General features: G+C 40.3%; 21 protein-coding genes. 20 read left to right on the forward strand and 1 reads right to left on the reverse strand.

Annotated features, from left to right (window positions below; genetic code table 11):
- Window positions 1-149 precede the first annotated feature (149 nt).
- Window positions 150-869, forward strand: coding sequence for a class I SAM-dependent methyltransferase (locus tag EO125_RS08240; protein ID WP_127148476.1), 720 nt, complete (start codon window positions 150-152; stop codon window positions 867-869).
- A 46-nt stretch (window positions 870-915) separates the two neighbouring features.
- Here the strand turns inward: EO125_RS08240 and EO125_RS08245 are convergent, their stop codons facing one another.
- The gene (locus EO125_RS08245) at window positions 916-1548 is read right to left on the reverse strand and encodes a superoxide dismutase (protein ID WP_164726489.1); all 633 of its coding nucleotides are present in this window, start codon (window positions 1546-1548) and stop codon (window positions 916-918) included.
- A 212-nt stretch (window positions 1549-1760) separates the two neighbouring features.
- Here EO125_RS08245 and EO125_RS08250 point away from each other — a divergent pair, with 212 nt between their 5' ends.
- The 19 genes from EO125_RS08250 to EO125_RS08340 all read left to right on the forward strand — a co-directional run bounded on the left by EO125_RS08250 (window position 1761) and on the right by EO125_RS08340 (window position 22291).
- Complete coding sequence (locus EO125_RS08250) at window positions 1761-2351, forward strand: hypothetical protein (protein WP_127148478.1); 591 nt, start codon at window positions 1761-1763, stop codon at window positions 2349-2351.
- A 140-nt stretch (window positions 2352-2491) separates the two neighbouring features.
- Window positions 2492-3811, forward strand: a complete 1320-nt coding sequence (locus EO125_RS08255; RefSeq protein WP_127148479.1) for a nucleobase:cation symporter-2 family protein — start codon at window positions 2492-2494, stop codon at window positions 3809-3811.
- Window positions 3812-3972: 161 nt separating this feature from the next.
- Window positions 3973-4425 (forward strand): MOSC domain-containing protein, encoded by a 453-nt coding sequence (locus tag EO125_RS08260; RefSeq protein WP_038144922.1) that lies wholly within the window; start codon window positions 3973-3975, stop codon window positions 4423-4425.
- Window positions 4418-5380, forward strand: a complete 963-nt coding sequence (locus EO125_RS08265) for a GTP 3',8-cyclase MoaA (protein WP_127148480.1) — start codon at window positions 4418-4420, stop codon at window positions 5378-5380. The genes EO125_RS08260 and EO125_RS08265 overlap by 8 nt, the downstream gene beginning before the upstream one ends.
- 8 nt (window positions 5381-5388) lie before the next feature.
- The gene (locus tag EO125_RS08270) at window positions 5389-6411 is read left to right on the forward strand and encodes an aldose epimerase family protein (protein WP_164726490.1); all 1023 of its coding nucleotides are present in this window, start codon (window positions 5389-5391) and stop codon (window positions 6409-6411) included.
- Between the two features lie 31 nt (window positions 6412-6442).
- Window positions 6443-7618, forward strand: a complete 1176-nt coding sequence (locus EO125_RS08275) for an iron-containing alcohol dehydrogenase (RefSeq protein WP_127148482.1) — start codon at window positions 6443-6445, stop codon at window positions 7616-7618.
- A gap of 173 nt (window positions 7619-7791) precedes the next feature.
- Window positions 7792-8265, forward strand: coding sequence for a transcription elongation factor GreA (gene greA, locus EO125_RS08280; protein WP_126939729.1), 474 nt, complete (start codon window positions 7792-7794; stop codon window positions 8263-8265).
- Window positions 8266-8292: 27 nt separating this feature from the next.
- Window positions 8293-9813: a lysine--tRNA ligase gene (gene lysS / locus EO125_RS08285; protein ID WP_062401429.1), complete on the forward strand. Its 1521-nt coding sequence runs from the start codon at window positions 8293-8295 to the stop codon at window positions 9811-9813.
- Window positions 9814-10035: 222 nt separating this feature from the next.
- On the forward strand, window positions 10036-11313 hold the full coding sequence (serS, locus tag EO125_RS08290) for a serine--tRNA ligase (RefSeq protein WP_127148483.1): 1278 nt from the start codon (window positions 10036-10038) through the stop codon (window positions 11311-11313).
- 13 nt (window positions 11314-11326) lie between these two features.
- Window positions 11327-11971, forward strand: coding sequence for a fructose-6-phosphate aldolase (gene fsa, locus EO125_RS08295; RefSeq protein WP_062401432.1), 645 nt, complete (start codon window positions 11327-11329; stop codon window positions 11969-11971).
- 23 nt (window positions 11972-11994) lie between these two features.
- On the forward strand, window positions 11995-12957 hold the full coding sequence (gene glpX / locus EO125_RS08300; protein WP_127148484.1) for a class II fructose-bisphosphatase: 963 nt from the start codon (window positions 11995-11997) through the stop codon (window positions 12955-12957).
- A 170-nt stretch (window positions 12958-13127) separates the two neighbouring features.
- Entirely contained in the window at window positions 13128-14384 is a 1257-nt protein-coding gene (gene murA, locus EO125_RS08305) for a UDP-N-acetylglucosamine 1-carboxyvinyltransferase (RefSeq protein ID WP_127148485.1), read from the forward strand.
- Window positions 14356-15528: a rod shape-determining protein gene (locus tag EO125_RS08310; protein WP_127148486.1), complete on the forward strand. Its 1173-nt coding sequence runs from the start codon at window positions 14356-14358 to the stop codon at window positions 15526-15528. The genes murA and EO125_RS08310 overlap by 29 nt, the downstream gene beginning before the upstream one ends.
- A gap of 160 nt (window positions 15529-15688) precedes the next feature.
- On the forward strand, window positions 15689-15979 hold the full coding sequence (locus tag EO125_RS08315; protein ID WP_127148487.1) for a biotin/lipoyl-containing protein: 291 nt from the start codon (window positions 15689-15691) through the stop codon (window positions 15977-15979).
- Window positions 15980-16011: 32 nt separating this feature from the next.
- Entirely contained in the window at window positions 16012-17898 is a 1887-nt protein-coding gene (locus tag EO125_RS08320; protein ID WP_127148488.1) for a SpoIVB peptidase S55 domain-containing protein, read from the forward strand.
- A gap of 132 nt (window positions 17899-18030) precedes the next feature.
- Window positions 18031-18792 (forward strand): ABC transporter permease, encoded by a 762-nt coding sequence (locus EO125_RS08325; protein ID WP_127148489.1) that lies wholly within the window; start codon window positions 18031-18033, stop codon window positions 18790-18792.
- 8 nt (window positions 18793-18800) lie between these two features.
- Complete coding sequence (locus EO125_RS08330) at window positions 18801-19565, forward strand: ABC transporter ATP-binding protein (protein WP_127148490.1); 765 nt, start codon at window positions 18801-18803, stop codon at window positions 19563-19565.
- Window positions 19562-20866, forward strand: coding sequence for an MlaD family protein (locus EO125_RS08335; RefSeq protein WP_127148491.1), 1305 nt, complete (start codon window positions 19562-19564; stop codon window positions 20864-20866). Before EO125_RS08330 ends, EO125_RS08335 begins: the two co-directional genes overlap by 4 nt.
- 9 nt (window positions 20867-20875) lie before the next feature.
- Complete coding sequence (locus EO125_RS08340; RefSeq protein ID WP_127148492.1) at window positions 20876-22291, forward strand: TolC family protein; 1416 nt, start codon at window positions 20876-20878, stop codon at window positions 22289-22291.
- Window positions 22292-22305 lie beyond the last annotated feature (14 nt).

Below are 22305 nucleotides of genomic sequence, written 5' to 3' on the forward strand. Positions count from 1 at the left end.
TTATTTGAACACATTCATTGTAACAAAGGATGACCTTCTTTTGCTATTTTATTTTCCCACAAACATTTTACACTAACAATATAAATTATGGAATATCCATAACCATTCGTGTATAATGAGTAGCGGTAGAAAATAACTGGAGGTATACCGTGGAATTTAAAACACATGATGATAAAAAAGCCTATGTGCAAGATGTATTCTCTCATATTGCGAAGCATTATGATGTAATGAATACATTATTGAGTTTTAACCAAGATGCACGGTGGCGTAGATTTGCCATAGAACAATTAGAATTAACGGAAGGTATGCGACTAGCGGATATTGCTTGTGGTACGTGTATGTTAACAAAAACAGCATTACAAGAAATTCCGTCTTTACATGTGGAAGGACTCGATTTTAGTCCTGAAATGTTGGCGGTTGGCAAAAATCGATTGGAGAAAGAAGGGTATACAGATCGGGTGACCCTTACACAAGGGGATGCGATGGACTTACCTTATGATAGCAATACCTTTGATGGGGCTGTATCTGGTTTTGCTTTGCGCAATGTACCAAGTATTGAACAAACCATTCGTGAAATGAAGCGTGTTGTTAAACCAGGCGGTAAAGTGGTTACCTTGGAACTGGCAAAACCTACCATGTTTGGATTTAAGCAGGCTTATTACTTGTACTTTGAGAAGATTCTGCCTGTATTGGGTAAATTAAGTCACGATCAATCGTCTTATGCGTGGCTCCCAGAATCACTGCGCCGCTATGTGGGGCAAGAAGGTGTTCTTCAAATTTTTAAAGATGTGGGACTACAAGATGCTAAGTATTATGAACTTACAGGTGGCATTGTAGCAGTCCATGTAGGTACTGTACCAGAAGAATAGAAAAAAGCTGTCATCCACGGCGACGTGGTGACAGCTTTTTCTTATCTTATTCGTGTCCAAAGCGATTTGGATTTTTTAAAGTCTCTTCATAGATATGATTTACAATCTTCCAGTTCACAATGGTGAAGAAGTTGTTAATATATTCTTCGCGGCTGGAATGGACGTACATGTAATCCCATAGATTGATGCCTAAGATTGCAGTTTGCATGTTCATAATCGGATTGATTTGTTCTTTTGTAGAAGTAATAGCAAGCGTATTGTCTGGGTTGAGCACAAGCCAAGTCCAACCATTACCGACATGAGTGTGAGCCACCTCTGTAAATTGTTGTTGGAACTTTTCTAAGGATCCAAAAGAGCGGTTGATAGCATCTTTGATTGGTCCGTTGATGGTACTTGCATTAGGGCTTGTCAACGTGTGCAAAAATAAGGTTACATTCTTATAGGCTCCACCATAGCACTGAATGTCTTGGCGAATTTCTTGTGGCACATGGCTTAAGCCTCCTAGCAGACAGTCGATATGACCAAAGCGAAGGTCAGGGAACTCTTCTACTAGTTCATTAAGTTTAGAGACGGAATGGCTGTATACATCAGTATACAAAGATGCGAGTGTTTCTCTGCCGATGACAGGCTCTAAGGCGTGATCAGAATAAGGCAGTGGTTCTAATTCAAAATATTTCATGGACACCTCCATCACAAAGATTTGATAATGATAGATATTATCATAGTTATGTATATCGTAATAGATAAGAACATAAAAGTCAAGATTGAAAGACTTTCACATAGATTCGTTCAATATAGAATTACACGTTGAATAAAAAAGATAGAATCTGTATAATAAGAGTATAGAATCAAAATCAATCGAGTTACATCAATAGTTGAAAGGAGCTTTGTATGAAAACACAAAGTAAATGTTGGTTATTAGGTGCTGCCATTGTTGGTGTGATAGCCTTAGGTCAAACGGCGTATGCGGCACAAGATCCGTTAATGTTACCAGAGCAAGAGGGCTTACAAGTTATTTCAGAAATACAAGCTAACATCACCGTGGAGAGCCCTAACTGGGAGGTAAAACGCGTAGTGGATACATTTGCTAATTACGGTCAAGAGCATAGCAAGCAATCATTTGAATTACAAACACATCAAGTGGTTTCAGCAGGCCAATTAGATGCGATTAATGCATTATACTATATGAATGTACGAAAAAACTTTTACATTGAAAGCCATCGTTGGAAAAAAGATAGCTATGGAAGAAAAGTGTTAAATAGTTTATACGCAGATTATCAAAATTATTTGAATGGTCATCATTATGTGCCAGCCAATGAAGTGGATACTTATAAAGAAGAGTTCTTAGGAATTTTAGCTCGTCATGCTGAGAAAGTGCACAATGATGAATTACGTACATATATGAATGAGATGGTTATCTTTGGCTTAGAACAAGCTATGAAAGATCACAATCCTTCTATAAAAGAATATACACGTAAATAAGAATTGGTCTACTAGTGTTAGCCTACTCGTTACAGAGTAGGCTTATTTTTTTGACAAATTATATAAGTTGTGATTTAATATAAAAGTATTATGATTAGCATAACTTCTTAATAAAATGTATTAAAGAATGGAGAAATGGCATGAGTGAAATCGCTAAGCAGGTCCATCCTGTTGACGAAATGTTACCCCTATCTAAGTTGTTTTCTTATGGATTGCAACACGTATTGGCTATGTATGCAGGGGCGGTAGCCGTTCCTATTATTCTAGCAAATGCATTAGGCTTATCCACGCAGGATTTAATTCGCCTCATTAATGCTGATTTATTTGCCTGTGGTATTGCCACACTGATTCAAACCTTGGGGATAGGGCCTGTGGGCGCACGCATACCTATGATTCAAGGGGTTACCTTTGCATCGGTAGCACCTATGATTATTATTGGAACAGAACATGGTTTACCAGCTGTGTATGGCGCTATTATAGTGGCAGGAATATTTACTTTTTTCATCGCTCCTTATTTTAGTCGTCTCATTCGATTATTTCCACCGGTCGTAACGGGAACTATCGTTACGATTATTGGCATTAGTTTAATGCCCGTAGCGATTGTGTGGATCGCTGGTGTCAATCCAGAAGATCCGAACTATGCCAGTGCTACCAACTTGTGGCTATCCGGATTAACCTTACTCATCGTAGTGTTAGTGAATCGATTTGCTAAAGGATTTCTAAGTAATTTGTCAGTTCTTATCGGGTTATTAGGTGGAACTATGATTGCCTATGCTTTAGGGGAAGTGAATTTTATTGAGGTGAGCCAATCCGACTGGTTAGGCTTAGTGACACCACTTGCTTTCGGTATACCTACCTTTGATGTAAGCTCCATTATCGCCATGCTTGTGGTAATGTCTGTTTGTATGGTAGAGACCACAGGAGATGCCATTGCCATAGGTGAAATCGTAGATAAAAAAGTAGACAAGAAAACATTAAGCTCTTGCTTACAAGCGGATGGGTTGTCTACTTGTATTGGTGGCTTTTTAAATAGTTTTCCTTATACAGCCTTTGCACAAAACATCGGATTAATTGCGGTAACGAATGTGAAAAGCCGTTTTGTAGTAGCCACATCAGGTGTGATATTAATGGTCTTAGGATTGTTCCCTAAATTGGCTGCCGTGGTAGCGTCCATTCCGAGTCCTGTATTGGGTGGTGCTGGGATTGCTATGTTTGGTATGATTATTGCTAGTGGTATTCGCTCTTTGGGAAAGGTAGATTACGAAAATAATCATAATTTGATGATTGTAGCATTGAGCATTGGTGTGGCTATGATTCCTATCGGAGCGCCCCAGTTTTATCATAATTTTCCACCTGCTGCAAAAATTATTTTTGAAAGTGGTATTACCTTTGGCAGTATCTTAGCTGTTGTATTAAACATGGTCTTCAACGGACTTGGTCATACAGATATAAAAGAATAATTGCTTTCACCTGTAAACGTTGATGAAAGAATGAGCACGTCTCTAAAGAAAATGCATTTATTGCTGTTCAAGATGACGTGCTTTTTATTATAGATTTACTGCGTAAACGTGATATAATAGAAACCATATAGGTAATTTTAAATATAATAATCTAAGGAGATATAATGGACGCAAAAATTATTGCTATTTCAATTAGCAGAGCAAAAGGACAAAAGAAAACAAACATCCCAGAAGCGGAGTTAGTAGTTAATCATGGTATTGAAGGAGATGCTCATGCAGGCCCGTGGCATCGTCAATTGAGCTTGCTTGGTATTGAAAGTATCGAATTAATGCGTAAAAGTGGGGCTGATGTGAACCCTGGAGATTTTGCAGAAAATATTACCGTAGAAGGCTTGACTTTATTCCAATTGCCAGTGGGTACTAAATTAGCCTTAGGTAAAACGATTGTAGAAGTGACTCAAATCGGTAAAGAGTGCCATCAAGGTTGCGAAATTATGCAACAAGTAGGAAGTTGCATTATGCCTACACAGGGGATTTTTGGTCGTGTGCTAGAAGGCGGAAAGATCCAAGTAGGCGATGCAGTGCGTATTGTTGAGGAGCCAGTCAATGCGTGATAGCCAAGGGCGTGTTATTGAGTATGCACGTATCTCCTTAACGGAAGCGTGCAACTTTTGTTGTGCCTATTGTCGGCCTCAGGAGATTACAGAAGCTATGGCGCCTGTGTTGCCGCCGAGCTTTTGGTTGCCTTTGTTAGAGGCGTTGCACTTAGGAGGCGTCAAAGCCTTGCGATTAACAGGGGGAGAGCCCTTATTGTATCCACATCTATATGACTTGTTAGAGCATATACAGGACCGCCAATGGTTTTCCGATATTTCTATGACGACCAATGGTAGTCTATTAGAAACTCAGGCGGAACGTTTATTTACAGCAGGGGTACAGCGATTAAATATTAGTTTAGACTCTGTGGAAGAAGAGGGTTTTGCCAAAGCTGTGGGGCGCAATGGACAATTAGCTGGCGTGCTTCGTGGTATAGAAGCTGCAAAGAATGTAGGCTTTCAAAACATAAAGATTAATACCGTAGTGCAAGCGCCATTTTCTGACAAGGAAGTGGAAACCTTGTTACATTATGGAAAAGAGTGGGATGTGGTATGGCGATTTATTGAATACATGCCATTCCAAGGGAAACAAAGTCATGTGCCTACTTTTGGAGAGTGGAAGGAGCAGATTGAACGCATTGTGGGATCTGAGTTAATTCCAGTGACAGAACGATTGGGATTTGGACCAGCTCAATACTTCCAATTGCCAGATGGACAACGAATTGGCTTTATTTTTCCTTTGTCTAATCAATATTGCTCTTCTTGCAATCGCATTCGTTTTACTGCAGATGGATCGCTACGTTTATGTTTACTGCGTGATGAAGATTTAGACTTGTGTGGACTTATACAAAATGGGGGCACACCACAAACTATATTGCATTGCATTGAAGAGGCATTACAAGGTCGATACGCGAGTCATGATGGAAATTCCATTGAAAAAGTGGAACGTCCTATGTGGCGTATCGGCGGTTAGGAGTTATGATGAAAGTAGAATCTTTTGGACGATTGCAAACAGGCCAAGAGGCTCATGTCTATACAATAGAAAATGATGCACTGAAAGTACAAATAAGCGATTATGGTGCCACCATTGTCGCTGTTTATGACAAAGTGGTGCAGCGCCATTTAGCATTGGGCTATGATTCTGTACAAGACTATGAAACAAAGCATGGCCAACTAGGTGCTACTGTAGGGCGTGTGGCAAATCGTATTGCCAATGCAGCCTATACGTGGAATGGTACAGTCCATCAACTAACAGCGAATAATGGTCCAAACTTATTACATAGTGGCAAAGGCAATATTGGACATCGTCTATGGGATGTTGTAAAGGAGAATTGTTCTGATACAGTGGTACATCTATCGTATTCCATTACATCTGAAGAAGACGGATTTCCAGGCGATTTGTATGTAGAAGCTGTGTTCAGATTGGTAGCACAGACACTAGTAGTCACGTATGTGTACACAACCTCTGAAGATTCCTTTGTAAATTTGACGAATCATGTATATTTTAATTTGCATGGAGAAGGCGACTTATCTAACCATGTATTAGAATTAGGAGCCCATCAGTATATGCCGTTTGGAGACCACCAAATTCCTCAACTTAAGCTAGCATCTGTAGAAGGAACACCATTCGATTTTAGAAAAGGCATGGATCTACAAAAAGCATTGGAGCATTATGCTGAGGATCTAAGTCAATATAAGGGATATGACCATGATTTTGTAACGGCTCCAATAGAGGAAAGTAGTACAGCAGATTCTGTTGTGCCTTTTGCGGTGTTACAAGGTAAGGATGTGACAGCCGTATTCCATACAGATGCACCACACTTTCAGGTGTATACAGGAAATTGGTTAAACGAAGATGGCCGAGATCGTCATTATGGCTGTCATGCAGGCATTGCCATTGAACCACAATTTGTGCCGAATGATATCAATATGAATGGTGAAAGCAAGACTAAAGCAGATACAGTCTATGAAAGAACAATTGCCTATTCATTCTATCACAGATAGGCGTATTTAATAGTAAGGAGACAAGGGTCGAATGAAATCATTTATTTACCATAATCCAACCAAAATAGTGTTTGGTAAAGACTGTGTGAAGGAATCATTAGCAACTGAATTAAGTCACTTTGGAACACGAGTGCTACTTACCTATGGTGGAGGTAGTATTAAAAAGAATGGCATTTATCATGTGGTAAAAGAAGCCTTACAACAAGCAGGTAAGGAAGTGTTTGAGTTAAGTGGTATTATGTCAAATCCACGGACTACGAAAGTACGTGAAGGTATTGCTTTATGCAAAGAACATAACATTGATTTTATTCTAGCCGTCGGTGGTGGTTCTGTTATTGATTGCACCAAATTCATTGCCGGAGGTGCTACGTTACCAACTACGGTTGATTTTTGGCAAACCTTCTTTTTAGACCATCAGCCAGTGACGGAGGCTGTGCCATTTGGTGTCGTGTTAACGATGGCCGCTACTGGCAGTGAAATGAATAACGGTGGTGTGATTACCGATTGGGAAACACAGAAAAAATTAAGTGGTTATGGACCGGCTTTGTTTCCACAATTTTCTATGTTAGATCCTACCTATACCTACACGTTGCCGAGAGAGCAAGTTGCCTATGGCATTGTAGATATGTTGTCCCATTTATTGGAACAATATGTGTCTACACCAGATGATGATAATGTGACAGATTCTGCCATTGAAGGAATCTTTAAAAATATCGTGCGCAATGGCCGGAAATCTATGGAACACTTAGAAGATTATGAAGCACGTTCTAATATTATGTGGGGTGCTACCTTAGCTTTGAATCGTTCCTTAGGATTAGGCAAAGATCAAGACTGGATGACTCATGCCTTAGAGCATGCTCTATCAGCCTTTTATGATATTCCTCATGGGGCAGGATTGGCGATTATGCATCCAGCGTATTTGCGTTGGATATTACCTAACGCGACCGCACGGTTAATGCGTTTTGCTAAAGAAGTATGGGGCATTGAACAAGGATCTATGAGTGATACAGAGTATGCATTAGCTGGTATCGAAGCCTTAGAAGCATATTTCAAAGAAATAGGAGCGCCATCTACACTAGAAGAAGTGGGGATTCCTAAAGAATCTTTGAAAGACATTGCCAATAGTTGCGTCCGCTATCCCACAGCATACAGTCATCTTACAGCTGCGGATGCCTTAGCAATCTATGAAAGTGTTTATAAAAAATAGTGTAAACTTACATGTGTGTCCCAGTAGGATAGGCTTTCACATTGACATTTATAAGAGAAGTCAGTATAATTATAGCTATTGTTAATAAGAAATTTAAGTAACTTTTTCATAAGGGAGGCAGTGTCATGTGGCACTGTTTTCTGTATATGAGGAATAGAAATGGAGAGACATACATGGCAGAGGTAAAAGAAACCTTACTTACAGCCGAAGGGTTGAAGAAGCTAGAAGAAGAATTAAATCATTATAAATCTGTACGTCGAATCGAAGTGGCAGAACGTATTAAAATTGCTATTTCCTATGGTGATATTTCAGAGAACTCTGAATATGATGATGCGAAAAACGAACAAGCTTTCATCGAAGGTCATATCATCGAGTTGGAAAATAAAATTAATACCGCTAAAATCATTGATGAAAATGTAAAAGGTGATACAGTGACAGTAGGTAGTAAAGTAACTTTATTGGACGAAGAGTTTAATGAAGAATTAGAATACACTATTGTAGGTTCTTCTGAAGCGGATCCTTTCAACAATCGTATTTCTAACGAATCCCCTGTGGGCGTTGCGATTTTAGGAAAAGCAAAAGGTGATAAAGTAGAAGTAAACACACCAGATGGTATGGTGAGTTTTAAAATATTAAGCATTCAATAAGGGTAAAGAAGTATAAGGAGGCCCCTCATGAGCGAAGAAAAACATGTGCCGGAACAATTGGATTTAAACGATCAAATGTTGGTACGCCGCGAAAAGTTGGCGCAATATGAAGAGGATAATATCTATCCATTTGGACAACGATTTGTTGTTCAACATAAGGCACTCCAAATTAAGGATGAATTCCGTGATTTTGATGGTCAACCAGTTGTGATTGCTGGTCGATTGATGACAATTCGTTCTCATGGTAAAACAGCCTTCGCTAATTTGCGCGATTTATCTGGCGATATTCAAGTATACTTCCGTAAAGATGTGATGGGAGAAGAAGATTACAAATATGTAAAAATGCTTGATATGGGCGATATTGTAGGTATCGAAGGTCATGTATTTAAAACACAAAAAGGCGAAATTACAGTGAAGGTCAACAAATTGACTTTATTGTCTAAATCCCTTCGTCCATTACCAGAAAAATGGCATGGTTTGAAAGATACAGAGCTTCGCTATCGCCAACGCTATGTGGATTTAATCGTAAATCCAAGCGTTCGTGATACATTTGTAAAACGTACGAAAATCGTAGCAAAAATTAGAGAGTATTTAAACAGCAAGCAATTCATGGAAGTAGAAACTCCTATGATGCATGCCATCCCAGGCGGTGCGGCAGCTCGCCCATTCATTACGCATCACAATGCCTTAGACATTGATATTTATATGCGTATTTCCCCTGAACTATACTTAAAACGTTTGATCGTTGGTGGTTTAGAACGCGTATATGAAATTAACCGTTCTTTCCGTAATGAAGGGGTATCTATTCGTCACAATCCAGAATTTACTATGATGGAATCCTACCAAGCCTATGGTAACTTTGAAGATGCCATTGCTTTAACAGAAGGTGTGGTATCTTACTGTGCACAAGAAGTACTAGGTACAACAAAAATCAATTACCAAGGCATGGACATCGATTTGACTCCACCATGGAATCGCATTACTATGCAAGAAGGTATTAAACAATACACTGGGGAAGATTTTGATGCTATTGAAACATTGAGCGAAGCGCGTGCCATTGCAGATCGCTTAAATGTAGAATATGGTGAAGCCGATGGTATTGGTAAAATCATGAATTTGTGTTTTGAAGAATATGTAGAAGAAAACTTGATGCAACCAACTGTAGTATATGGACATCCAGTTGAAATTTCCCCGTTGGCAAAACAAAATCGTGAGAAACCATTGACTACAGAACGTTTTGAAATCTTTATTTATGGTCGTGAATTGGCCAATGGCTATTCCGAGTTAAATGACCCAATCGATCAAAAACAACGTTTTGAAAATCAATTGAAAGAACGTGAAGCGGGTGATGATGAAGCGCACCGTATGGATGAAGACTTCGTCACAGCGTTGGAATACGGTTTGCCACCAACTGCAGGTTTGGGTATCGGTATCGACCGTTTAGTGATGTTCTTAACGGACTCTGCATCTATTCGTGATGTATTGTTGTTCCCTCTTATGAAACCAGAAGCGGTGAAAGTAGAAGAGGAAGAAACAGTAGAAGAATAATATATGCATGCGTAGGTCACAAGGTATTGTGAGGTGCGTAGATGAACAGCGACTAAACAGGCATGAGTTTGGTCGCTGTTTTGTTATGCTTTCAGAGATGGAGAAGGGGTAAGGGGAAATTGCCCAAGTAAATGCCTATTAAGGTAGAAAAGTAATAGCAAATGTGCTAATATTAAAGGTAGATTAATTAAGTACTTAAATGAATTCTATGAGGTCATGATTATGTTGGATTTAAAATTTGTCCGTGAGAATATTGAAACGGTACAAGAAAACTTAGATCGTCGTCATACAACAGGCGACCTGACTAGCTTTGTGAAGTTCTACGATGAAAGACGTGCTATCATCCAAGAAGTAGAGCAATTAAAAGCAGTGCGTAATGCAGTAACGGCAGAAATCAGCCAATTAAAACGCAATAAAGAAAATGCAGATGATAAAATTGCAGAAATGCAACGTGTAGGCGATGAAATCGGTGCATTGGATACTAAATTGCGTGAAGTGGAAACAGAATTACAACAAGTGGCTTTGATGTTACCTAACATGTGTGATGCTTCTGTACCAGTAGGGGCTGATGAAAACGAAAATATCGAACAACACCGTTGGGGTACACCTCGTTCCTTTGACTTTGATGTAAAAGCCCATTGGGATTTAGGAGAATCCTTAGGAATTTTAGATTTTGAAAGAGCTGCTAAAGAAAGTGGTGCTCGTTTCACTATCTACAAAGGAATTGGCGCGCGATTAGAACGGGCATTGATTAACTTGATGTTAGACATGCATGGTAGTGCGGGCTACACAGAAATGATGACGCCATACATCGTGAGTCGTGAAACATTGACGAATACAGGTCAGTTACCAAAATTTGCTGAAGATATGTACAAAGTGGAAGGAGAAAACTATTTCTTAATTCCAACGGCAGAAGTTACATTGACAAACTATCATGCCAATGAAATTTTAACAGCTGAGGAATTGCCTAAATATTACACAGCATTTACAGCTTGTTTCCGTGCCGAAGCAGGTTCTGCTGGTCGTGATACACGTGGCTTAATCCGCCAACATCAATTTAATAAAGTAGAATTAGTGAAATTTGCAAAACCAGAAGAATCTTTTGCAGAATTAGAAACGTTAACAGCGCAAGCAGAAAGTATTTTACAAGCTTTAGAATTGCCACATCGTGTTATTACATTGTGCACAGGTGATATGGGATTTGGTTCTGCTAAAACGTACGATATCGAAGTTTGGATGCCAAGCCAAGGTGTATATCGTGAAATTTCTTCTTGCTCGAACATGACGGATTTCCAAGCACGTCGTGGTAATATTAAATTCCGTCGTGAACAAAAAGGTAAACCAGAATTTGTACATACATTAAATGGATCTGGTTTAGCTGTAGGTCGTACAGTGGCTGCGATTTTGGAAAACAATCAAGAAGCAGATGGCTCTGTACGCATTCCAACAGCGCTTCAACCATATATGGGTGGTTTAACTCATATTCATCCAGAGGCTTAGAAAGGAGTCCGCTATGAAATTCTTCATTGATACAGCTAATTTTGATGACATTAAAGCAGCCTATGAAATGGGCTTTATTGCAGGGGTAACAACAAACCCGTCTTTAATCGTGAAAGAAAAACGTGACTTACACGAAGTGATTCAACAAATTGCTGATCTTGTAGAGGGACCAGTGAGTGCAGAGGTCATTGCTACGACAGCACCAGAAATGGTGAAAGAAGCCCATGAATTAATTAAGCTGGGTGATAATGTAGTGATTAAAGTACCTATGACAGCAGAAGGCTTAAAAGCAGTATCTGTGCTTTCTAAAGAGGGAATTAAAACAAATGTAACACTAATTTTCTCTGCTAACCAAGCATTGTTGGCAGCCCGTGCAGGTGCTACCTATGTAAGCCCTTTCGTTGGTCGAGTAGATGATATTTCTATGGACGGAATCCAATTAATCGAAGATATTGCTGAAATTTTTATGATTCATAATATTTCAACAGAAATCATTGCAGCCAGCGTTCGTACGCCTATGCATATGACACAATGTGCCAAAGCAGGTGCACATATTGCTACAGTACCGTTTAATGTATTACAACAATCTTTAAAGCATCCATTAACAGATGCAGGATTAGCACGTTTTCTAGCGGACTGGGAAGCAGCCAATAAATAGTAGACACAAGTGGGAGGATCAAAATGGATCGCACATTAGCCTTAGAGTTTGTTCGTGTTACAGAAGCAGCGGCATTAAAAAGTGGTCGTTTATGTGGTCGTGGAGCCAAAGATGCAGCAGATCAATTAGCTGTTGATGGCATGCGACAAACCTTCGATACAGTGCCAATTTCTGGTACCGTTGTGATTGGAGAAGGTGAAATTGATGAAGCGCCAATGTTATATATTGGTGAACGTGTTGGGGCAGGCGGAGAAGAAGTAGATATCGCCGTAGACCCTATTGAAGGTACGAATTTAATTGCAAAAGGTCAAAATGGTGCTATTGCTGTATTGGCTATTGCGCCTAAAGGCGGTTTATTACATGCTCCAGATATGTACATGGAAAAATTGTGCGTAGGACCACGTGCTAAAGGTGTTATCGACTTGAATGAGTCCATGACGGAAAACTTGCGCCGTGTAGCTGCAAAAATGGAACGTGCTATTGATGATTTAACAGTCGTTATGTTGGATCGTGAACGTCATCAAGGGTTAATGGATGAATGTCGTGCTGCCGGAGCTCGTATTCGTTTGATTACAGACGGTGATGTAAACCCAGCTATGGAATGTGGTTTAGAAGGCTCTGGTATTCACATGGTTGTAGGTACTGGTGGAGCTCCAGAAGGAGTGCTAGCTGCGGCTGCTTTAAAATGTACCGGTGGGGATATGCAAGCTCGTCTAAAACCTGCTACAGATGAAGAAATTCGTCGCTGTCATGAAATGGGTATCACCGACTTGAACAAAGTATTGACCATTGATGATTTGGTAAGTGGTGATGATGTAATTTTCTCTGCCACAGCCATTACAGAAGGCAATGTATTATCTTCTATTAAATACTTCCCTGGTGGTGCTCGTACTCACTCCGTTGTGATGCGGTATAAAACAGGAACCGTTCGGTTTGTAGATACTATCCATCGATTGGATAAAAAACTTTCCATGAAAGTGAAATAAAATAGTATAGATTTATTTAGGAAAGACCGTCATAAGACGGTCTTTTTCTTGCGTATAGAGGAAAGATTTAGTATACTAGAGTATGAATGTTTGTCAGTCAAACCATGTTTGAAAGGTACTAGGATATCATCGTTAAACGATAACTATAGATAAGATTAGGAGGAATTCAGTTGGAAAAGCTTATTATTCAAGGAGGTACGCCTTTACAAGGTCGTATTCGAGTAAGTAGTGCAAAGAATGCAGTACTACCTATTATTGCGGCGACTTTATTGGCGTCTACTCCAAGCACCCTGCTTGAAATTCCAGATTTGGAAGATGTTCATACGATTTGTGATGTCATTGCATCCCTCGGTGTGAAAGTAACAAAAGATGGAGAGAATATTACCTTTGATGCTTCTACGATCTCTGCTGTGGAAGCACCTTATGATTTAGTGCGACGTATGCGAGCGTCCTTTTTGGTGATGGGACCTTTATTAGCGCGCAAAGGGGAAGCTCGTATTGCTTTACCAGGTGGTTGTGCGATTGGCAGTCGTCCTATTGATTTGCATTTGAAAGCTTTTGAAGCATTAGGTGCGACTATTACTATGGGGGAAGGTTTTGTAGAAGCAAAAGCTCCAGAAGGTTTAATAGGTAATTTAATTTATTTAGATTTCCCAAGTGTAGGAGCTACTGAAAATGTAATTATGGCAGCCACCTTTGCAGAAGGGAAAACCATCATTGAAAATGCTGCAGAAGAACCAGAAATTGTCGATTTAGCTACATTCTTAAATAGTATGGGAGCTAATATTCGCGGTGCTGGTACAGATGTGATTCGTATTGAAGGCGTGAAAGAATTGAAAGGTGCTGTGCATACAGTGATTCCAGACCGCATTGAAGCGGGTACCTATTTAATTGCGGCGGCTATGGCTGGTGGCGATGTATATGTAGAAAATGCCCTTTCAGAGCATTTAAAGCCAGTGGTAGCTAAATTAAAAGAAGCTGGTGTTACCGTTGAGGAAGATATTGATGGAATCCGTGTCATCAGTAATGGTCAATTGAAAGCAACGTCTATCAAAACTTTGCCGTACCCTGGATTCCCTACAGATATGCAAGCTCAATTTATGGCGATGACGACGGTTGCAAAAGGTACAAGTACTGTGATGGAAACGGTCTTTGAAAATCGTTTCATGCATGTAGATGAATTAAAGAAAATGGGTGCTTCTATCGAGGTAGATGATCGTAAAGCCATTGTGACTGGCGTAGAACACTTACTAGGCGCTGAAGTGGAAGCTACTGATTTGCGTTGTGGCGCTGCTTTAGTATGTGCAGGTCTAGCAGCCACTGGAGTGACTAAAGTCGGTCAATTAGGTCATATCGATCGGGGCTATGATAATTTAGTGGCAAAATTAAAAGGAATAGGTGCTAACATTGTTCGGGTGGACGAGTAAGCAAAAAGAACCTCAATCAAAAGAGGATAGACGGAAACAACGGCGGGTACGTAGAAAACCAATAGGAACGACTACAAAACAAACATCTTTTAAACGAGAAAGTCGTCCAGTATCATTCCTTGAAAAAATGAGCCTCTTATGGACTACGGATATTGGCATCGACTTGGGGACTACCAATGTAGTGATGTATGTCAAAGGTCGTGGGATTGTCTTAGATGAGCCAGGATTTGTGGCTTGCGATACAAAGACTAGAGAAGTGATTGCCATAGGTCATGAAGCACGAGCCATTTTAGGTAGAACCCCAGAGGGGATCGAAGTGATTCAGCCCTTAAAAGGGGGCGTCATTGCCGATTATGATACAACAGCGTATATGCTACGTCATTTTATTCGTCGTGTGGTACCTGTATCTGGGCTCATTCGTTCTCGTATCATAGCTTGTGTGCCATCCAGTATTACACCAGTAGAAAAACGGGCTGTGTTAGAAGTGCTTTTACAAGCCGGGGCTCGCAAAATAGTACTTATGGAAGAACCTTTGGCAGCTGCTATTGGAACTGGCTTAGATAAGGCAGACCAAGTGGGGGCTATGGTGGTCGATATCGGTGGTGGCACCACAGATATTGCTGTCATCTGTGATTCTGGTGTAGTAGTCAGTGAGAGTTTACGCATCGGTAGCGATACCTTTGATGATGCATTACTACAATATATGAAGCGAAAGAAAAAACTACTGATAGGTCCACTCACTGCGGAAGATTTAAAAATCGAAGTGGGTACTGTAGATCCAAGGTCTGGAGAGGAACGAGCTATCGTACGAGGTCGGCATAGTGTGACAGGCTTGCCACGAGCGGTAGAAATTACTTCAAAAGATATGAAGTTTGCCTTAGAAAGACCAGTGCAACATATCATTGAAGGGATCATTGGTATCTTAGAAAAAACACCGCCAGAGTTACTGGCGCAAATTAATGATCATGGTATTATTTTGACTGGTGGAGGCTCTTTACTTCGTGGCTTAGATCGTATGATTACAGAAAAAACTGGTCGTCCTGCTTATGTGGTGGAGCATCCTAGATATTCTGTCATATTAGGTACAGGAAAGGCTTTATCAGAGTTGAATCAGTTGCGAGATACCTTAGAAGAATTGCGATAGTATATGCTTGTATTCATGGTTCTTTCATATAGGGGGTATATACTATAGCAAGTGAAAGTGACAGCGTGCAAAGGGCATTGTTTTACTAGGGATTCATTGTTCGGACTCTTGAAAATATGATATACTATACATGGAAGAAAAATGTAGGAGGTGTATATATATGAAAAAAGTTTTTCTATATAGTTTTGGGGTATTGTTAGCAGCATTATTTGTGACAGCTACGGCAGAAGCTGCACCAGTAAATCATGAAACAGTGTTATCTGGTGAAGTAGTGTCTGTAGTCAGTGTAGGAACTTCTGTGAAAGAAGGAGATCCTTTACTTACAGTGCAAACATTAGGGGGACCTATGGTGGCATCCCGAGCTACAGTGAATGGCGTGGTGCAAGCGGTTTCTGTGGAACCAGGTGCCTCAGTGGAACGTGGTCAAATTATAACGGTGATAAATAATTAATCATTAATAATCAATAAGAAGAGGCGATATAGATGCAGTTACATCGTTTTTGGCGTCGGTACACTAAGGGTGTGCTGGCGCTCTTATTGTGTGGAGCCACTTTTACAAGTGCTCATGCAATAGAATTTATGAAAGTAGAAGATGTACATCGTGGCATGGTAGGCCATGCGGATACGGTGGTACAAGGAGATAAAATTGATTCTTTTAACGTTGAAGTCCTAGGTGTGATGAAACAACGTGGTCCATCGGGTGATTTGATTCTAGTGAAAGTATCAGGTCCCATCATTGAGGCATCTGGTGGCATTGTTCATGGTATGAGTGGTAGCCCCGTATACATTGATGGTAAATTGGTAGGCGCCGTTGCCTATGGCTGGGGATTTACAGATGGTACCTTGGGAATGGTCACACCAATCGATCAAATGGTAAAACTATGGGATGAGAAGTACCAAAAAGATTTACCCAATCCTTGGAAGGATACACAGTTAATACCATTGGGAACACCTTTGATGGCAGATGGCTATGATGAAGCTTCCTTATCGTATCTAGGTACAAAATTTAAGGATTTCGGTTATAAAGGATATGCTACGGCTAGTGATAGCACGGATGATATTGTGAAACCGATGGTGCCTGGTGGCTCCATTGCGGCGTTGCTTGTGAAAGGCGATTTAAAGATGGGGGCGGTAGGTACCGTTACCTATGTCGATAAGGATAAAGTGGTTGCCTTTGGTCATCCATTTGACAAACGGGGCTCTACCGGTTATTTTATGAATAACTCTAGTATCTTTACAGTAGTAAAAAGTATAGATTCTGGTTTTAAATTAGGGTCATTAGGTCGAGAGGTAGGTGTCATTACAGAAGACCGTGGGGCAGGGATTGCTGGTACTGTTGGCGTATTTGGGAAAGGTGTTCCTGTGCGCATGCAGCTTCGTGATTTAGATCGCGGAGTAGAGCGAAATGCGGCTGTGACTGTGGTGGAATCCGCTAAACTGACCCCAACTCTAGTGGCTACCTCGGTGTATAGTTTACTGAACAAAACATTAGACCGTGTCGGTGGTGGTACAGCCAAAATCAATATCAAGATTACACCAGTAGATTCAAAGTTACCTACCTTAGAACGACGCAATATGGTGTACTCTGGTAGGTCGGTATCTGAAAAATCTATTGATGAACTATTTGATATTGTAGAAAGTTTAATGAATAATGCTTTCAAAGACTATGAAATTCGTGATATTCAAGTTGATGTACAAGTGGAAGAAGCGAAACGTACTGCTACAATTATCGATGCCAGTGCAGACCAAGTCATTGTATCCCCTGGTGACAATATTGTAATTACTGCAAATTTACAAGCTTACCGTGAAGGAAAGATTCAACGAGAAATTATCTTTAAAGTACCAGACGATCAAAAACTAGGAACCTACACTCTTGAAGTGCGTGGCGGTGGCGTCATTCCTTTGCCATATTTGTTTGAAAAACAAAAATATAATTTGACTGATGAAATTGTGCAACGATTGAAAGTGCATAAAAACTTTGAGGAATATTTTAAAGATCTCAGTGAAGATGATCAGAATAACCAAATCGTGGCTGAGTTTTTAGCGGATGATATCAGCATGGTGGAAGAGTCTGGAGATAAGGTGAAAAAGCAACGCTTAGAAGCAGTCGATGATGATGTAGATGATGAGTTGCCAAATGGCGACAAACATAAAAAAGGGTTGAAAGCATCTGATGACGATGAGAAAGAAAAGAATGAAGCTACACGAGTAGTAGTGGATTATGTTGTCTTAGGGGATGGACAGTTTACCGTGCAAGTGGTAGATAAAAAAGATCGAGACCATTTGCGTAAACAGCGAGTGAAAGAAAAACTTTCAAAGTTAAAAGAGAAAGTAAAAGCAGAAGAGTCAGACCAAAAGAAAACTAAATAGTCTCATCTGAAGAGAGCAGGAAGTGACACCTCATCATTTCCTGCTTTTATTTTGAAAACTCTTATGGTACTACTGCACATTCAAAGAGTTTTGTGATATACTGAAAGTTGATACAAATACTCAGGAGGAATTATGATTTGGTTAACATGGATTGGTAGGCAAATAATCTTCGTCCTATCCCAGATAGGAGAGGCCATGCTGTTACTATGGAGGACCATAGGACAATTACCAAAAATAAATTGGAAACTGACAATCGAACAAATGGCGCACTTAGGAGTGCACTCCTTGCCGATTTTATCACTCACCATGTTTTTTGCAGGTGCTGTTATGACATTACAAGTAGCGGATGTACTGATTCGTTATGGAGCACAAGGAACTGTAGGCGGTATTATGGCTATTGCCATGGGACGTGAACTGGGGCCAGTCTTAGTGGGCGTTGTCTTAGCAGGTCGCGTGGGAGCGGCTATCACTGCAGAGCTAGGAACGATGAAAGTAACAGAACAAATTGATGCCCTCAAGGTGATGGCAGTGAACCCTATCGGATATCTTGTAGTGCCTCGTGTCGTCGCTTGTATGATTATGGTGCCTATCCTAACATTTTATGGTGTCCTCATTGGAACTGGCGGGGGTTACTTAGTAGCTACCATGGTGAAAGGACTAGCAGGCTCTACCTACTTAGATTCCATTCAAATTTTTGCGATCCTATCTGATTTGACATACGGATTAATTAAATCCTGTGTGTTCGGAGCGGTTATTGCCTTAGTGGGCTCCTATAAAGGAATGTACACAGATATGGGGGCTACCGCTGTTGGGTATGCTACTACTAGTTCTGTAGTAACCAGTATCATCTTAGTGTTTATATTAAATTACTTCTTATCAGTCTTATTATTCTAGGAGGACCTATGATTGAATTAAAAAATGTGGTCCTAGCCTACGAGAATAGAGTGATTTTAGACCATGTAGATTTAACTATCCATGATGGAGAAACCCTTGCTATTTTAGGGGGCTCTGGAGCGGGTAAAAGTACATTGCTCAAGTTGATTATCGGTTTGTTACGTCCTACTAGTGGTACCATTTTAGTCAATGGCGTAGATATTACGCAAATTGATGAAAATGAGTTCGACAAATTACGACAAACTATGGGAATGGTCTTTCAATATTCTGCCTTATTCGATTCTATGAGTGTAGGAGAGAATGTGGCATTTGGATTGCGTCAACATACCGACATGAGTGAAGAGGAAATTCAGCGTACAGTAGCTAACAAGTTGCGTATGGTAGGATTACCAAAAACGGAGCATTATATGCCTAGCGAACTGTCAGGAGGTATGAAAAAACGGATTAGTCTGGCTCGTGCTATTGCATTAGATCCAAATATCATTCTCTATGATGAACCGACTTCAGGATTGGATCCTATTACATCGGGAACTATTAGTCGTTTAATACGAAGTATGCAATCTCATTTGCAATGTAGCTCTATCGTGGTCACTCACGATATGAATTCAGCCTTTTTTGTGGCGGATCGCATTGCTTTATTAGATAAAGGAAAATTTATTGAAGTGTCACCAACGGAAGAATTTAGACATTCAAAGAACCCGAAGGTGCAGCAATTTATAGAGGGACGTAAATCTGTAAAAACAGAGATACAAGAAGAAGGAGATATGCCATGAAGTGGACAACAGAGGCAAAGGTAGGTCTATTTACCGTAGTGGGAGTAGTCCTATTTGCTGTTTGCATTGTGTTCTTAGGACGATTTGATATATTTGCAGCTCCTACTATGCATATTGCAGGAAACTTTCAATCTGTGACCGGTTTGAAAGAAGGCAATACAGTACGATTTTCAGGGGTGAAAGTTGGAAAAGTTAAATCCATGCAGGTCACGGATAAGGGAATTACCGTATCCATGGACATCGACAAAGATGTAAAAATCCCTACAGATTCTGCGTTTACTATGGAAAGTGATGGTATTTTAGGGGATAAATTCATACAAATTACACCGGGTCGTAGCACTTTGTATTTAGATGATGGGGCTTTCATTACAGGGGATGGAAAAAGTGAAATTGATAAAACGATGGCACAAGCCACGAAATTAATGGAAACGGCCACTGCTACTTTACAATCTATGAACGGTATTATTGGAGATGAAAAAACACAAAACGCCTTGCGGAACGCTTTACAGTCTACAGAACTGATTGCTCAAAACACAGCGAGTTTAACGGCTCAAATGAATGCTATGCTAGCGAATAATAGCGATAATATTTCTGCCCTAACAGCAAATATGGTGGGTATCACACGAAATATGGAATCCTTGACGAACCAAATGGATACGAATATGAAGCAATTTAATGCAGATGGTCAAGCGGGCACAGAAATGCGCCAAATTGTGAATAATTTAAAAACGACTACAGATAGTATTTCGAAAATGGCAGGTGCTATGGAAGGGGTTGTGACAGACCCTAAGAGTGCGGCCGATATTAAAGAAACCTTACATAATACAGCACAATTGACGACTAAGTTAAATCGTCTCACCGGAGGAGATGTGAAAGCAGGTTCTGATGGAAAAAAGTCGGACCTTAAGACGCAAATAGGAGCAGAGGTACTGTATAATCCAGATGATAAAAAGGTTCGTACTGATGCGGATGTGCGCCTTATGCATAATGATGCCATGTATACTTTAGGGATTTCTAATGTAGGAAATGGATCTAACTTGGACCTCACCTATGGAAAACAAGTGTTAGATCAAGTATACTTACGAGGCGGACTATTTGATGGAAAATTAGGCGTGGGAGCCGATATAGGATTTGGAAAACCACTTTCACTATCAGGTGCCCTATTCGATATCCGTCATGGTTCCTATCGGGTTCGTTCGGATATTCAATTATGGAAAGATACCTATGCGGTCGGTCAATGGACTTGGTATGGTCGTGACCATCATCGTGTGAATTATTTTGGGCTAAGAAAGATATTTTAGGAGGACCCAATGAATAGAAAAATAATGACAGTAACGGCGATGTTAGCAGCCTATGCATGCACAGTAGGAGCGGCAGCGCCACAAACAGATACAGTGAAATTAGTGGCGTATCAACAAAAAGCGACGGCTCAAGCAGCGAGTATGACAAAGGCATACAAAAACCAAGCACAGACAAAGGGTCAATCTGTGTCGGTTACATTGCCACAATCGATTGCCATGGCATTGCAAAATAATAGAACCTTACATCAATCTCAATGGGATTATGAAGCGGCAGTAGCGCAAGTAGGGGTTGCTACCAGTGGTAGAAACCCAGCTGTGACCTATACTTATAATGCTAGCAATACAGGAAATGAAACGAATGGTGTTAGCAGAACTGGCAATGCTTTTTCTCATCAATTAGGGGTAGGAGTATCTCTATTTAACCGTGCTTTGGATGCGCAAATTGAAGCGGCTAAATATAGCCGTGATGGCAGTGGTGCTGCTTTGACGGAAGCAGCACAAACGGCAAAATTAACAGCCACTTCTAATTATTTAACACTGATTATGTCTCGAAATAAAGTCAGTGTAGCTGAGCAAACAGTCCGTGATTATGAAGAACATTTGAAAAATGCTAACTTACAATATGAAGTAGGTATTGTCTCTAAATCAGATGTGTTAGCAACGAATACAAGATTAGCCAATGCCAAAACAGCCTTAGTGGAAGCGAAAAATGCAGCTAGTTTAGCGGAGGCAAAGTTTAATAATCATGTTGGATTACCTGTATCTACACCAATCGTAACGGCAGATAAAGAGCTAACATATACACCATATGCCATTTCATTGGAAACAGCAAAATCGTATGGGGTAGCACATCGAGGTGCTATTGTACAAGCTGCAATGGTAGTCAAATCAGCAGAAGAAAATGTAAGTCGTGCGAATGCCTCAGATATTCCTACAGTGAATGCAAGCGCTAGCCGTGTAATGAAAGGATCTCAATGGTCTGGAAACGATAGCAAAGACTGGTCTGTAGGCGCTACCTTATCTTGGAATTTGTGGGATGGGGGCCAATCGAAAGCTAACGTGAACGTTGCCAAAGCAAACTTAGAGAAGACAAAAGAAGCCTACACACAAGCGATTGACACCGTAGAGTTACAAGTGCAAGAAGCGTACTTAAATTTAAAAGCTGCAGAACAAAAAATTCAAAGTACTCATGCAGCGGTGGAAGCAGGACAAGAGGACTTCCGCATTAAAACATTGCGTTACCGTTCTGGTGTAGGTACGAATGTGGATGTGCTTGACGCAGAAACGGCCTTAGCTACAGCACGTAACAATTATGTAGATGCTCTATATAACTATAACTTAAGCATGGCTACTTTAGAAAAAGCTATGGGAATTCCTGTAGAAGCCACAGTGGGCAGTGGCGTAACTATTGTGAATCAAGGATAGTGATCATACCGATA

Origin of the sequence: Veillonella sp. VA139, from assembly GCF_003992005.1 — a bacterium.
In the GTDB taxonomy this organism is placed as follows: domain Bacteria; phylum Bacillota; class Negativicutes; order Veillonellales; family Veillonellaceae; genus F0422.

Excerpts from the sequence above, each read along its gene's own strand:
- EO125_RS08245 (WP_164726489.1), bottom strand. The coding sequence starts at position 1,548 with ATGAAATATTTTGAATTAGAACCACTGCCTTATTCTGATCACGCCTTA.
- EO125_RS08250 (WP_127148478.1), top strand. The coding sequence starts at position 1,761 with ATGAAAACACAAAGTAAATGTTGGTTATTAGGTGCTGCCATTGTTGGT.
- EO125_RS08255 (WP_127148479.1), top strand. The coding sequence starts at position 2,492 with ATGAGTGAAATCGCTAAGCAGGTCCATCCTGTTGACGAAATGTTACCC.
- EO125_RS08265 (WP_127148480.1), top strand. The coding sequence starts at position 4,418 with ATGCGTGATAGCCAAGGGCGTGTTATTGAGTATGCACGTATCTCCTTA.
- EO125_RS08270 (WP_164726490.1), top strand. The coding sequence starts at position 5,389 with ATGAAAGTAGAATCTTTTGGACGATTGCAAACAGGCCAAGAGGCTCAT.
- EO125_RS08275 (WP_127148482.1), top strand. The coding sequence starts at position 6,443 with ATGAAATCATTTATTTACCATAATCCAACCAAAATAGTGTTTGGTAAA.
- greA (WP_126939729.1), top strand. The coding sequence starts at position 7,792 with ATGGCAGAGGTAAAAGAAACCTTACTTACAGCCGAAGGGTTGAAGAAG.
- lysS (WP_062401429.1), top strand. The coding sequence starts at position 8,293 with ATGAGCGAAGAAAAACATGTGCCGGAACAATTGGATTTAAACGATCAA.
- serS (WP_127148483.1), top strand. The coding sequence starts at position 10,036 with ATGTTGGATTTAAAATTTGTCCGTGAGAATATTGAAACGGTACAAGAA.
- fsa (WP_062401432.1), top strand. The coding sequence starts at position 11,327 with ATGAAATTCTTCATTGATACAGCTAATTTTGATGACATTAAAGCAGCC.
- glpX (WP_127148484.1), top strand. The coding sequence starts at position 11,995 with ATGGATCGCACATTAGCCTTAGAGTTTGTTCGTGTTACAGAAGCAGCG.
- EO125_RS08315 (WP_127148487.1), top strand. The coding sequence starts at position 15,689 with ATGAAAAAAGTTTTTCTATATAGTTTTGGGGTATTGTTAGCAGCATTA.
- EO125_RS08320 (WP_127148488.1), top strand. The coding sequence starts at position 16,012 with ATGCAGTTACATCGTTTTTGGCGTCGGTACACTAAGGGTGTGCTGGCG.
- EO125_RS08325 (WP_127148489.1), top strand. The coding sequence starts at position 18,031 with ATGATTTGGTTAACATGGATTGGTAGGCAAATAATCTTCGTCCTATCC.
- EO125_RS08330 (WP_127148490.1), top strand. The coding sequence starts at position 18,801 with ATGATTGAATTAAAAAATGTGGTCCTAGCCTACGAGAATAGAGTGATT.
- EO125_RS08335 (WP_127148491.1), top strand. The coding sequence starts at position 19,562 with ATGAAGTGGACAACAGAGGCAAAGGTAGGTCTATTTACCGTAGTGGGA.
- EO125_RS08340 (WP_127148492.1), top strand. The coding sequence starts at position 20,876 with ATGAATAGAAAAATAATGACAGTAACGGCGATGTTAGCAGCCTATGCA.